Genomic DNA, 12,234 nt, shown 5'->3' with positions numbered 1-12,234 from the left:
AATCAGCGCCTCGGACCGGCAAACGATCTCAGATCCACCCCGTCCACGACCAGCGAGCCCGCGGGTGAGGGGTCGTCACCGCCCGGCCAACACAGGGTCCAGGACCGGCCGAGGTCGACGGCTTCGACCCGGGCGACGGGGAAGCTGCGCGCGGTCAGTGCGGCGAGGGTGTCGTCGATCCGGGCACCGGAGCGGGTGGCTTCCTCGATGATGTCGAGCACATCCGTACTGTAGCGGCGAGTTGGCTGCGAGCTCGGCCGGCGGTCTCCTGACCGATGCGGCCCGTCGAGCGCCGGAGCGGTCGATGTCCTTTCGTGCCAGGAGCGCTGGCGGTCCCTGCTGGACGGCCAGGTTGCGGTGCTCCGATGCTGTACGGATCAGTCGTCGCAGGCCTGAAGCAGAGCCTCGGCCAGCTCCGTTCTCGCGTACAGAACGTATCGACCGGTGCGGTGGGGGCTGACCAGCCCCGCTGCCCGGAGTGCGGTCAGTTGCTGGGAGACCCCGCCCGCGGTCAACCCGGTGCGGCGGGCCAGGTCGGTGGTGGAGGCTGGGGCGTGCAGCTCGGTCAGGAGCAGCGCGCGGGACCGCCCGAGTACCGCTGCGAGGGCCTCGGGCGTGCGTGTCGCTGTCCGTTCCCACAGCGTGGCGATGCCGCGTGGGGGGTAGCGCACGGTCGGCTGCCAGTTCGGGCTGGTGATCGAGTACACCCGGGGCCAGACGAAGACCGAGGGCACCAGCAGCAGGCCGCGCCCGCCCAGCTCCTTGATGCCGGAGGCCTGTCGGTGGGGCACCTGGAGACTGTCGCTGGTCCAGGTGATGGCGGGATCGAGATCGTTGAGCAGCCGCTGTGCTCCGCCCTCGGCGAGCAGCCTGGCCCGATGGAGCGCGTCTCCTCTCAGCAGCGTCAGCATCCGCGGCCAGTACGGAGCCAGCGCCAGCTCCCAGTAGGCCTCGATGATCCCGGCCAGTTCTGCCAGTCCGGTCTCGGGGTCCGTGCGGAGTGCGTCGAGCCGCGTCGAGCTCGGGGTGCCCAGGCCTGCGAGACCGGACCGGACCCGCTCGGCCGACGTGGCGCGAAGGACCGTCAGCTCCAGATCGAGGTCCGGCTCCGGCACGGAGGGCGGCGGTGCGATGAAGACGGGGATCGTCCTGGGCGGGTCCGGCAGGAGCTCGGAGAGGAGCCGCCAGTCCAGTCCGGATGCCGAGAGCCGTGGTCGGACCTGCTCGACCCAGGGGCGGTAGAGGGCGTTGTCGGCCGAGTCCTTCAGCCTCCTGACACTCGCCATCACCTCCCACAGCGGCGAGATCGCGAACCGGGTGTGCGCCAGGTCGCTGGTGGTGAAGGACAGTTCGAGCACGCCGACCTCCGGTTCACTCGGCATGGCCTTCGGCTGGACCACCGGGATCCTCGACATCGTGCCGCTGCCGATTCAGCTCAGTCTAAATTCGTGGAGCCGACGTGCTGACAGCCCGCATGGTCGCCTCATGACCACAGCCCAGCAGGCGCGGCCCTCCGCTCCGACCTCCGCTCCGACGGCCCAGTCCGCGCCGCCCCGCTCCCTCGTCCGCGACCAGGCCTTCCGGCTGCTGTTCACCGCCGCCGCGGTGAGCAAGCTCGGCAGCGCGGTCGGCTCCCTGGCGATCCCTCTGGTCGCGGTGTCGGCGCTGCACGCATCCCCGGGCCAGGTGGGGCTGTTGGCGACGCTCGGCACACTCTCGTTCCTGGTCGTCGGCCTGCCGGCCGGGGCCTGGGTCGACCGGATGCGCAAGCGCCGCCTCATGATCACTGCCGATCTGGTGCGCACCGTCGTGCTGGCCTCCGTGCCGATCACCTGGGCGCTCGGACACCTCACGATCCACCAGCTCTACGCCGTGGTGCTGCTCTGCGGCACCGCCACGGTGTTCTTCGACGTGGCCTCCTTGAGCCATCTCCCGGACCTGGTCGGTCGGGACCGGCTGACCGAGGCGAACGCCCACCTGGTGACGGCCGACGCGCTCACCCAGGTCGGCGGCCGCGGCGCCGGGGGCTTCCTGCTGTCCGTGGTCGGCGCACCGGCCGCGGTCGCCGTCGACGCGGTCAGCTACCTGTGGTCGGCCGCTTGCCTGCTGAGGGTCCGTCGGGCCGAACGGATCCGGGAGTGCCGAGCCGACACGAATCTCGCGCAGGAGGTCCGTGAGGGCCTGCGCTTCGTCTTCGGTGATCCGATGCTACGGTCCATCGCGCTCGCGGGAGCCTTCACCAACCTGTCGATCCAGCTCTGCCAGACCCTGCTGCCGGTGCTGTTCACCCGCGAGCTGGGCCTGCCCGACTGGGCGCTCGGTCTCTTCTTCGCAGTTGGTGGCCTCGGGATCTTTCTGGGATCGCTCTGCGCCCGTCGCCTGGCGCACCGGTTCGGGGCGGGCCGGGTGCTCTGGATGATGGGGCTGGCGGTGGCCCCGTTCGGGCTGCCCGTCGCACTCGTCGACCGAGGCCCGGCGCTCTGGCTCGCCGCCGTGGCCTGGCTGGTGACGACCTTCAAGGTCGGCATCGACAACGTGCTCAAGGTGAGCTTCCGGCAGGCCCTGACCCCGGACGCGATGCTCGGCCGGATGAACGCCACCATGCGGTTCGTTCTGACCGGAGCGCTCTGCGCTGGCTCGGCCATCGCCGGGCTGCTCGGCCAGTTCGTCGGCGTCCGGGCCGCGCTGCTGGTCGGAGCGGCGGGACTCGCGGTGGTCTGGGTCCCGATCTTCTTCTCGCCACTGCGGACCACCCGCGACCTGCCGAAGTGACCACCTCCCCGGTGGCCGCTGCGACCAGCTCCGGGGCTGCCTGGCCGGGGGCAACGCCGGAGGGCGCACAGCCCCTGGCAACGCGGCACCAACGAGAACACCAACGGCCTCCTTCGCCAGTACTTCCCCAAGGGCACCGACCTGAGCAGGCACAGCCGAAGCGGCCTCGACGCCGTCGCCGCGGCCTTTGACGCTACTACTTGGTCCGGATGACGGGATTTACGCTCGCGCCGTCTTCGACCCGAGCACCGGCGGCAGAGTCGCTTACGCGCCGCCGACCTCGGTGTGCACCGGAACACCCTGCGACACCGGATCGCCACCGCCACTCGTCTGCTCGACGCAGACCTCGACGACCCGGACGTGGCCGGCCACACCTGGCCGGCCCTCCGGGAGAACGGCCTGGCCTGACCGCCTCAGGACGGGTTGAGTACCGAACCCGATCGCGGCTTCAGCGACTGCAGGCAGAGGGTGTACTTCTCGCTGTCCCGCTTGTAGCTGAAGAAACCGTCGGCATTCGGGTACTTCTGGCAGGCGGTGCGGCCGTCGATGGTGTCCTCCTCCCGGCCGACGACCTTTGCCTCGGCCTTCGGGTCGGAGCAGGAGAGCACCTCGACATCCGGGTTGTTGTCGTCGACGCCGGGCAGGACGATCGCGTTGTTGTTGCGGATGCAGTCGCCCACCTTGGCGAACTCGGGGTCACCCCGCTCCACGAGGACGATCAGCGAGATGAGGATCGCCGGGATGAGCGCGCCGAGGATCGTCGGCCGCAGATAGACCGGCTTCCCGGGGTTCATCGGCGGGCGCGGCGCGCCGGGCAGCGGCTCGGCCAGCTTGTTGACCTTCAGGCGCTGCGGGATGTTGATCAGCATGACGATCGGGTTGACGATCATCGACGGGATGCCCCACCAGCCCTGCCAGAGGCTGTCGGAGGTCATGTCGCGGTGCGAGGCGATGCCGCAGGTGCGGCAGTACGGGCCCTGGCGCTTCAGGTACCGCAGGATCACGATGAGGCCCTGATGCCCGCGGAAGTTCGCTTCCACGGCCGGGACGGACCCGCAGTAGCGGCAGCTGAGTTGACCCTCGCCGTAGGCCGGCTGGCTCGGGACCGGGGTGTCGATGGTGGGCTCTGCGGGCGGGGCGCCGTAGGGCACCTCGGCGGGCGGAGTGGAAATGGTGAAGCCCCCGTTGTGATCACGTGTCTGGACGCCGCAACCTATCGGCCGCTCGAACAGCACGGAAGTGTGATCAACATCGGCGGACGGATGGTCACCGAACCGTGATCACAAATGGGGTGATCATCGACGAAACAGCTTGGGCAGCCGGCGGGTCGAGGCGGGCGCGCTCGCGGCCCTGGCGGAAGAAGCCGTCGAGGTCGGTGAGCTCCGCAGCGGCCGGGCGGCGCCGAAGGGGGCGTTTCGGGCTCCGGCGGCACCGGGCGGACTTTCTCGATCGGCGCCGGCTCGCGGGCGCCCGCCCGGTGCGCCTGCCTGCGCGCGCCGTCGTACCGCGCCGGGTGCGGCGGGATCGGCTTGCCGTACTGGTCGTGGCACGGCGCGCCGGCCCGGCAGCGCGGGCACGGCTGCTGGCTCGGCCGGTCGCGCAGGGCGGAGTTCTGGGAGGCAGCGTTGGAGGCGAGGCGGGAGATATCGGCGAGCTCGCCAGTGGCCGTGCTCGACGCTCGCCTGAAGGTGTGTCAGTAATGCCGGATGGGGGAGTGGGCCGGGAGTGACATTCCATGATCCACTCCCAAGGAGGTCCAGACATCAGTCAAGGGCCTGATCCTCACTGAGGATCAGGCCTTTGACCTGGTACTACTGCGTCGGGGTGGCGGGATCTGAACCCACGGCCTCTTCGTCGCGAATTGCAGGCAGCGTGGTCGCTGAGGTCATCTGTGCAGGTCACGGGTGGTGGGAGGGGCGCTGACGGTCACTGCTAGATGGCCTGGTTGCTGTACTTCGCTGCTGTATGGCAGACGCTGTGCCGACGCCTCGCCTTGAAGCTGGTGCATCCCCTCTGATGCCCCATGGGGCGGGGTCAGGCCGCGGTCGCCTCCACCCGTGCGCGGCTTCGGTTCTCCTGCCGCACGACACGCCGGCGCCGGGACGGGATGCCCGCGGTTGGGTTGGCGACGCCCCAGGCCGCGCCCTTGCAGATCAGTTCCTTGTAGAGGGCGGCCACGCGGCCCGTGAGGGCGCGGTCGACCGCTCGGTCGTCGGCGGTGACGAACTGGACCAGGCCCTCCTTGCGGCCGAGGGAGATGCACTGCTGGAAGTAGCGGATGGTGACGCTGGGGACCTTGGTGTCGGTGAGGCGGGCGGCGATGGCGTCGGCGGCCTGCCAGGCCATGGGAACGCCCGAGGCGCAGGACATACGGAGGGGCTTTCCGCCCGGGCCGATCGCCATCGCCGCGTCACCCACGGCGTACACGTCCGGGTGGGAGACCGAGCGCGTCGTGGAGTCGACCACGATCTGGCCGCGGTCGGTGAGCTCCAGGGCGGTGGCATGGGCGATCGGGTGGACGGCGAAGCCGGTGGTCCAGACGGTGACCTCGGCGGGGATGGTCGTGCCGTCGGCCGCCGTCACGCCGTCCGCCTCCACGGCGGTGACCGCCGTGTGTTCGTGGACCTTGATGCCGAGCTTGTCCACCACTGTCCGCAGGTGGGCGCGCCCCTTCTCCGAGAGCCAGTCACCGAGAGCGCCGCGAGCCGCCAGGGCGACATCGAGGTCCGGGCGCGCCTCGGCGATCTCGGTCGCGGCCTCCAGGCCGGTCAGGCCGCCGCCGACCACGACCACGGGCCGACCGGCGTCCAGGGCGGCCAGGCGCTCGCGCAGGCGGAGGGCTCCGGGGCGGCTGGAGACCTCGTGGGCGTGTTCGGCGGTGCCGGGTACGCCCTCGTCGTTCCAGCCGCTGCCGAGGGCGTAGACCAGCGTGTCGTACTCAAGATCCTCCGGTGCGGGGCCGTCCACGGCGGTGATCGTCACCGTCTTGCGGTCCACGTCCACGGCGGTGACCCTCGCAAGCTTCAGTTCCACGCCCGCGCCCGCGAACATCTCGCTGAACGGCCGGGGCGCGAGGTCCTGGCCGGTCGCGAGCTGGTGCAGCCGGACACGCTCGACGAAGTCGGGCTCGGGGTTGACGAGGGTGATGGCGACGTCCTCGCGGTGCAGCCGCTTGGCGAGGCGGCCGGCGGCGATGGCTCCGGTGTAGCCGGCTCCGAGGACGACGATGCGGTGCTGCATGTGCCTGCTCCTGTCTGCGCGGGGTCCGCCGTTGTCTTGCGCGGTTTCGCCCCTTGAACCGGGCAGCCCGGCGTTTCCTGACAGGATCGGGATGTGAAGCACGTCACAGCGTGCGTTGTATCGGATCAGAGGGTGCAGAGCGGGGAATCCCCGTGGTCCGCGGCGGCCCACTGCTCGGTCGCGCGCACGAGCTTGTCGGGGTTGACCTGGCTGCGGACCGCGGCGATGCCCTCCGCGGTGACCTCCAGGCACGTGATCCCGACGACCCGGCCGTCCACGACCGCCACGATGGCGGGCTCGCCGTTGGCGGTCGTGGCGTGGATCTCGGGCGCGCCGCCGACATAGGCCCGCTTGGCCTCGCTGGGCTTGAACAGGCCGCGCAGGAACTTGGCGACCGCGAGCGCGCCCTCGAATGCCTTCGCGCGGGCCGGGACCTTCCCACCGCCGTCGCCGACCGAGACGGCGTCCTGGGTGAGCAGGCGTACGAGGGGTTCGGTACGGCCGCTGGTCGCCGCGGCCAGGAATTCCTCGACGATCCTGCGGGCGGTGGCCTCGTCGATCTCGGTGCGCGCCTTGCCGTCCGCGACGTGCTTCTTGGCCCGGTGGTAGATCTGCTGGCCGGCGGCCTCGCTGATGCCCAGGATCTCGGCGATCTCCCGGTGCGGGTAGTCGAAGGCCTCGCGCAGCACGTACACCGCCCGCTCGTTGGGCGACAGGCGCTCCAGCAGGACGAGAACGGCGTACGACACCGACTCGCGCTGCTCCACGGTGTCGGCCGGGCCGAGCATCGGGTCCCCGGCGAGCAGCGGCTCGGGGAGCCACCGTCCCACGTACGTCTCACGCCGGGCGCGTGCCGAAGTCAGCTGATTGAGGCAGAAGTTGGTGAGGACCTTCGTCAGCCAGGCCTCGGGCACCTCGATTCGGTCGACGTCGGTCGCCTGCCAGCGCAGGAACGTCTCCTGCACGGCGTCCTCCGCCTCACCCGCCGAGCCGAGCAGCCGGTAGGCAATGGCCTCCAGCCGGGGCCTGGCAGCCTCGAACCGGTCCACGTCGCTCATGCTCAGGGCCATGCTCGCGGATCCTACTCGCCCCGTCGGCGGAACGGCGCGATAGCGCTCCCTGGTCGGCATCCAGGTCCGGCCTGGTTGTCCTGCGGCCAGGTGCCGATCGGCACCGGCCCAACCGCTGTGCTCGAGGAGCCAGGGGCGCTGGCTCGGAGCTTGCCATTGTGTCGGTGTGGACCGAGCGCCGGTCTGCGGGACGCGGCCTTGGGGGCTCGTCGGTGAATGTCGCCAGGGTCGTCCGTGGCGGCGCTCGACGCTCTGTTGACGGCGTATCAGCAGGACCGCCGAGACCGTTCCCACTGCAATTTCTCCCGGAAGTCTCCCCATAGGCCCGGGAGAAGCACTCAGGGCCGGTGTTACTGGGTTGGGGTGGCCGGATTTGAACCCACGGCCTTCGTCCCGAAGCAACCCAAGCGCTAGGTCGATCTGGAGGAAGAGTACCGCCGACCTGCGCGGGAAGTCCCTGAACATCCGTGGTTGTTCGCCAAGGTGCGGGGCCGTTGTAGCGCAGTTAGACACTCAGCCTCGTCCGCTGGAGCAGGACCTCGTTCCGAGGCCAGGGCGGGTCTCAGCCGCAGGAGTGCCAACCGGGGGACCAGCTGGCCATGGCCGTGCCGTTGGTGTCCTCGGCGTAGGCGTACTCGGACACACAGGTATTGCGGCCGTCAATCTTCACGGGGCCGGCGTAGCTGGCGTAGTTGCCCCGGTCTCCGCCGAACGGCTGGGTGGTGTCGTTGCGCTGGTTGCTTATGTCGACCGCGGTGTAGGTTTTCGTGCCGACATAGACAGCCTTGACGAACACCGTGCAGTTGTAGGTGCCGTCGAAGTACGTGTAGACGTTGCCGATCTTCTTGCCCTGCCAGCTGTTGCCCAGGTTGCCGTAGACCGTTGCCGAGTAGACCTGGTTGCCTGCGCACCCGTAGGCACCGGCATGAGCGGCAGGAGCAGCTATGACGCCACCCAGCAGCAGGCTGCTGGTGGCAGACACGACAGCGGTGACCTTCTTCAAGTGCATCAGTGTGATCCCTCCCAAATGTGTGTCACGATCTTGGACGACCGCTCGCCGACTCTATAGTCGGTGGCAGTCCTCTCCCACATTTGGGTGGGTGCCGGGGTTGCTCCCACCCACCGGACGGCGATGAGTATTGCTCTGAAGAGGAGCGGTGCACAGCCAACTGACCTGTCGGTATGTCGCATTCGCTCTCGCGGGTGGTGGAGCCTCAAAGGCCGGAGTCAAGCCTGCGAGTGTGCTCTGAGCTTGGGGATCTCGCCAACTGATCGGCACGATAAGGGCCCTGACGTGCAGGCATGTCGCTGCGAGACAGCCCGAACCCGTAGCTCGCGGGTCCGCCGGTGACCGTGATTCACCGCTGGTTCCCGTCCCTTGGGGCACGGATGGGGCACGGCACTTCCCAGCATCAGAAGCCAGCTCGATACCTCCGCCAGTGGTTGATCAGGTAGCCCACTGCTACGGCAATGGCGAACAGACAGCCCACGGCAACCAGGCCGACAATCATCAGCACGGCCCAGACAAGCGACGATTCCATGTCCCCTCCCTGGACCGAGCGTAGCCCCGGTGGATGTGGGGCCACCTACGCGGGTGGCGGAGCCTCAATGACCGAGTCAAGCTGCCAACCGCAGGGCACCCGCCTCCGGAGGGCGGCAGGTGCTCACCCGGTGTGACCTGCGCAGATGCCACCTTGGCCCAGACGGGCGAACTGGCCCGTTGACGACTCTGGTTGACCGTGGCGTACCGCTCGATCTGGCACGACTGTGGCACGAGGCCTATCAACCGCCGTCGCGCCGGTTTCAGCGGATCTCGAACCACGCCGATCCGGTGATGCCCTCGGGGTGGCCGGAGGTGGTGTAGAGCTGGTTTCCACCAAACCACGCCGATCCGGTGATGCCTTGAGGATGGCCAGATGCCGGGTACACGTGCACGACGCCAACGGTAGACGCACTATGTTCACGTGATGCTCTTCGGCGCACCGGATCTGCTGAGCCAGCGTCTCGGGCAGCAAGTGCCCGACCACGCGGGTGGCGGAGTCTCAATGGCCGAAGTCAAGCCTGCGAGTATGCTCTGAAGCTTGGGAATCTCACCAACTACGCTCACTCACATGGTCTCTGACGTGGCATTGTGCACCGATCCGCCCTCTCGCAGCCCGGGGCACCAAGGTCCGCTAACGACCGTCATTTAGCGTCCGACGCCGCCCCATAGGGCACGCGAGAGACACGACTGCCTGGCTCCTCCCGACACGGTGCCATCTCACCGGATCACAGCCCACAGTGCAATCGCCAGACCGATGAGACCGAAGGTCGAGAGCCCACCGATCCAGACGCGATATGAGCGCAAGCGGGCCAGTCCCGATGGGACCAACCCGACCTGCGCCGCCCGGGCAGTAGCTGGCATGTGTACGGTCTCCCAACCAGAGGCTCGCTCGAAGCTCTCAAGCCACTTTGCATCCGCCAACTCGTTCTGCCGGTGACGCAGGAGGAGTTGTGCAGCCATCAGAGCAACCACGACCGAGAGAAGCCCCACCGCGACACGAGCCAGGCGCCCGGTGCCCGGCGCGAGACCGATTGTCATAAGGAAAGCTTGTGCGGTGAGTGCGAGGCCTGGCACCTGCCAGACCATCGTGTCGTAAGTCGTTCGCCGCGCGGCTACTACCTGGTACTGGACCAGACGTTCCTCTGTGGTCATCGGGCCCTCTGCATTCCTGGCCATTCGGCCCCACGTGATAGGTGACCAGCGTACGGCTCCAGCCCTTAACGCGCGGGTGGCGTAGCGGTTTTGGCCGGTGTCCGGCCTGGTCTGGGTCCGAGCATGATCGGGGGGCCGTAAGCTGCTGCGACTCAGTGGCAGCTCTACGAGTTGGACTCGGGGGAACCTCACCGCTGCCCGCCCAAGGACGACTCCTACCGGACGGTGGACTCTCCGGCCTTCCTCTCCGGGCTGCTGGCCGGGCAGGTAGCCCGCGCCGGCACAAAGCCGTGCGACTGCCACGGCCTGCGGTACCTGTTCAGCGGCCACGGCGCCGCGAACGGGGCTGCGCGCCGACCGGGGGCAAAGCTGGTGGACGTGGCTCGCGCCGCCGAGGTCTCCACCGGCACCGTCTCCAACGTCCTCAACCGCCCTCACGCGGTGGCACCCGACAGCCGGGGCCGGGTGGAGAAGGCGATCGCCGATCTTGGCTACATCCGGGCATGGGCGTCAGGGGAGAACGCCGCGCACTGGCGTCGGAACGGCTTTGCCACCTGGTTGTTCCACCCCGCGGCAACCGGCTGGTACCCGAAGAAGTCGCCGGAAGAGGCCCACCCGGTGCCCGTGCTCGCCGACCCGTGGCCGGGCATCCCGGAGCGCGGGCGGGGCGCTGCCGGCCGGGCCGAGGCATGCTGGCTGCCGGTCGCGCGTGGCCTGACGCCGCACGGGCTGCGGCACCCACAAGACGATGATGGACGAGCTCGGCACACCGCCGAAGCTCAAGGACGAGCGGATGGGCCATGAGGACGGATCGGTCCAGGCCTGCTACTCCCACATCACCGCCGAGATGCGCCGCACGCTGATGGACGACCTCACGAGGGTGTGGGAGGAGTCCCTCGCGGTCCGCCGGGAGATGTCGCCGGGCTCGCCCGTGAAGGCGCTCGATGCGTTGCTGAGGCTGGGTCAGTCGTAGGTCGCCGCGCTGCGGAGATCGGAATGCCTATCCCTCGCTGGTGGAGCCACCAACCACCACACCTCCTGGTCCGGTGGTTGGTGGCGTCTCCCACCAGGTGGGCAGCTGGCCCCGCGCCGGCTACCGCCGCCGGTCCGCCAGCACCTCGGCCGACGCTTCCCACTGGTGCGGAACCGGCGGGAGGGACGACGGTGCGCCCGCCCCGTCCTGCTGCAGCGAGACCGTGCGCGTGGGCGCGGGGATCGAGATGCCCTCCGTCCCGTACCGCTGGTGCAGGCGCTTGATGAACTCGTGCTTGATCCGGTACTGGTCGCTGAACTCGCCGACGCCCAGGATCACCGTGAAGTTGATCCTGGAGTCCGCGAACGTGTGGAAACGGACGGCGGCCTCGTGGTCGGGCACGCCACCGCTGATGTCGGCCATCACGCTGTCGACGACGTCGAGGGTGACCCTCTCCACGTGCTCCAGGTCGCTGTCGTAGCCGACCCCGACCTGGACCAGGATCGACAGCTTCTGCTCGGGCTGGGAGTAGTTCGTCATGTTCGTCCGCGCCAGGCGGCCGTTGGGGATGATCACCAGGTTGTTCGACAGGTTGCGCACCACGCTGTTGCGCCAGTTGATGTCGACGACGTACCCCTCCTCCCCGCTGGTGAGCCGGATGTAGTCACCCGGCTGGACCGTCTTCGAGGCGAGGATGTGCACACCCGCGAAGAGGTTGGCGAGGGTGTCCTGCAACGCCAGCGCGACCGCGAGACCGCCCACCCCGAGGGCGGTGACCAGCGGGGCGATGGACACCCCGAGGGTCTCCAGGGCCACGAGGACGCCCATCGACAGCACCACGATGCGGGTGATGTTGACGAAGATGGTTGCGGAAGCCGCGACGCCCGTCCGGGACGCGGCCACCGACTGCACCAGCCCGGCCACCACCCGGGCCGCGCTGAGCGTCGCGATGACGATGAGCACGGCCGTCAGCGACTGGTCGACCAGCCCCCCGATCCGCGCGGTGAGCGGCAGGGCCGAAGCGGCCACCGCGGCCCCGGCGATCACGGCCGCCCAGGGGACGATGGTGCGCAGCGCGTCGACGATGATGTCGTCCCCGCTCCACTTGGTCCTGCTCGCGTGCTTGCCCAGCCACTTCATCAGAGCCCGCAGCACCAGACCGGCGACACAGCCGGAGGCCAGCGCGATGCCGGCCACCACCCAGTCGTGCAGGACCAGGTCCCGGGTCACCGTCCCGCCCCCGCAGCATGGAAGGCGAGGGAACGGGCCGCCGCCGCCGGCCGCCGTACGTGCTGTGTCGTCACCTTGTCGCCTGTCAGGTCGTGTTGTGCGCAGCCGCGTTGGAGCGGATGTACGCATTCCGAACGGACTGCCATCCTGCCCCATGGCCCGGCTGCCGCCACAGCCGGACCCCGGCGTTCCGGCCGCTCGGCCGGCCAGCGGGAGGACGGCGGGAGCACGAGAGGAGCTTCTTGATCTTCGCC

11 protein-coding genes and 3 pseudogenes are annotated in these 12,234 nt (G+C 69.2%); 4 read left to right on the top strand and 10 right to left on the bottom strand.

Annotation, left to right across the window (positions count from 1 at the left end):
• Nucleotides 1-2: 2 nt before the first annotated feature.
• Together FB465_RS16190 and FB465_RS16185 are read right to left on the bottom strand one after the other, a co-directional pair.
• Nucleotides 3-221 (bottom strand): hypothetical protein, encoded by a 219-nt coding sequence (locus FB465_RS16190; protein WP_145791415.1) that lies wholly within the window; start codon nt 219-221, stop codon nt 3-5.
• Between the two features lie 156 nt (nt 222-377).
• Complete coding sequence (locus FB465_RS16185) at nt 378-1,382, bottom strand: ArsR/SmtB family transcription factor (RefSeq protein WP_145791413.1); 1,005 nt, start codon at nt 1,380-1,382, stop codon at nt 378-380.
• A 103-nt stretch (nt 1,383-1,485) separates the two neighbouring features.
• Here FB465_RS16185 and FB465_RS16180 point away from each other — a divergent pair, with 103 nt between their 5' ends.
• The 3 genes and pseudogenes from FB465_RS16180 to FB465_RS16175 all read left to right on the top strand — a co-directional run.
• Nucleotides 1,486-2,772 carry an MFS transporter gene (locus tag FB465_RS16180; RefSeq protein WP_145791411.1) on the top strand — a complete coding sequence of 429 codons (1,287 nt, stop codon included), beginning with the start codon at nt 1,486-1,488 and terminating at the stop codon, nt 2,770-2,772.
• Nucleotides 2,773-2,838: 66 nt separating this feature from the next.
• Nucleotides 2,839-2,952, top strand: a pseudogene (locus tag FB465_RS36960) (IS30 family transposase); the annotation flags it as partial.
• A gap of 96 nt (nt 2,953-3,048) precedes the next feature.
• Nucleotides 3,049-3,180 (top strand): annotated as a pseudogene (locus FB465_RS16175) (helix-turn-helix domain-containing protein); the annotation flags it as partial.
• A 5-nt stretch (nt 3,181-3,185) separates the two neighbouring features.
• Here FB465_RS16175 and FB465_RS16170 read toward each other — a convergent pair.
• From FB465_RS16170 to FB465_RS16145, 7 genes are all read right to left on the bottom strand, one after another.
• The gene (locus FB465_RS16170) at nt 3,186-3,923 is read right to left on the bottom strand and encodes an LppU/SCO3897 family protein (protein ID WP_145791408.1); all 738 of its coding nucleotides are present in this window, start codon (nt 3,921-3,923) and stop codon (nt 3,186-3,188) included.
• An 883-nt stretch (nt 3,924-4,806) separates the two neighbouring features.
• Complete coding sequence (locus FB465_RS16160) at nt 4,807-6,012, bottom strand: NAD(P)/FAD-dependent oxidoreductase (protein ID WP_145791404.1); 1,206 nt, start codon at nt 6,010-6,012, stop codon at nt 4,807-4,809.
• Between the two features lie 125 nt (nt 6,013-6,137).
• The gene (locus FB465_RS16155) at nt 6,138-7,082 is read right to left on the bottom strand and encodes an RNA polymerase sigma-70 factor (RefSeq protein WP_145791402.1); all 945 of its coding nucleotides are present in this window, start codon (nt 7,080-7,082) and stop codon (nt 6,138-6,140) included.
• A gap of 562 nt (nt 7,083-7,644) precedes the next feature.
• The gene (locus FB465_RS16150; RefSeq protein ID WP_145791400.1) at nt 7,645-8,091 is read right to left on the bottom strand and encodes a hypothetical protein; all 447 of its coding nucleotides are present in this window, start codon (nt 8,089-8,091) and stop codon (nt 7,645-7,647) included.
• Between the two features lie 403 nt (nt 8,092-8,494).
• Nucleotides 8,495-8,623 carry a hypothetical protein gene (locus tag FB465_RS37510; RefSeq protein WP_281292344.1) on the bottom strand — a complete coding sequence of 43 codons (129 nt, stop codon included), beginning with the start codon at nt 8,621-8,623 and terminating at the stop codon, nt 8,495-8,497.
• A gap of 262 nt (nt 8,624-8,885) precedes the next feature.
• Nucleotides 8,886-9,017, bottom strand: coding sequence for a hypothetical protein (locus tag FB465_RS37505; protein ID WP_281292343.1), 132 nt, complete (start codon nt 9,015-9,017; stop codon nt 8,886-8,888).
• Between the two features lie 325 nt (nt 9,018-9,342).
• A complete protein-coding gene (locus FB465_RS16145; protein WP_145791399.1) occupies nt 9,343-9,777 on the bottom strand; it encodes a hypothetical protein in 435 nt (144 codons plus the stop codon).
• Between the two features lie 153 nt (nt 9,778-9,930).
• Here FB465_RS16145 and FB465_RS16140 point away from each other — a divergent pair.
• A pseudogene (locus FB465_RS16140) lies at nt 9,931-10,750 on the top strand (LacI family DNA-binding transcriptional regulator); the annotation flags it as partial.
• 120 nt (nt 10,751-10,870) lie between these two features.
• Here FB465_RS16140 and FB465_RS16135 read toward each other — a convergent pair.
• Nucleotides 10,871-11,980 carry a mechanosensitive ion channel family protein gene (locus FB465_RS16135; protein WP_145791397.1) on the bottom strand — a complete coding sequence of 370 codons (1,110 nt, stop codon included), beginning with the start codon at nt 11,978-11,980 and terminating at the stop codon, nt 10,871-10,873.
• Nucleotides 11,981-12,234: the final 254 nt, after the last annotated feature.

The organism is Kitasatospora atroaurantiaca (assembly GCF_007828955.1).
Classification (GTDB): Bacteria; Actinomycetota; Actinomycetes; order Streptomycetales; family Streptomycetaceae; genus Kitasatospora; species Kitasatospora atroaurantiaca.
This window is presented reverse-complemented; position numbering and strand designations above follow the sequence as displayed.

Bases quoted from the DNA above. Each gene is read 5' to 3' on its own strand.
- FB465_RS16185 (WP_145791413.1), bottom strand. From the start codon at position 1,382: ATGCCGAGTGAACCGGAGGTCGGCGTGCTCGAACTGTCCTTCACCACC.
- FB465_RS16180 (WP_145791411.1), top strand. From the start codon at position 1,486: ATGACCACAGCCCAGCAGGCGCGGCCCTCCGCTCCGACCTCCGCTCCG.
- FB465_RS16160 (WP_145791404.1), bottom strand. From the start codon at position 6,012: ATGCAGCACCGCATCGTCGTCCTCGGAGCCGGCTACACCGGAGCCATC.
- FB465_RS16155 (WP_145791402.1), bottom strand. From the start codon at position 7,082: ATGGCCCTGAGCATGAGCGACGTGGACCGGTTCGAGGCTGCCAGGCCC.
- FB465_RS16150 (WP_145791400.1), bottom strand. From the start codon at position 8,091: ATGCACTTGAAGAAGGTCACCGCTGTCGTGTCTGCCACCAGCAGCCTG.
- FB465_RS37510 (WP_281292344.1), bottom strand. From the start codon at position 8,623: ATGGAATCGTCGCTTGTCTGGGCCGTGCTGATGATTGTCGGCCTGGTT.
- FB465_RS16145 (WP_145791399.1), bottom strand. From the start codon at position 9,777: ATGACCACAGAGGAACGTCTGGTCCAGTACCAGGTAGTAGCCGCGCGG.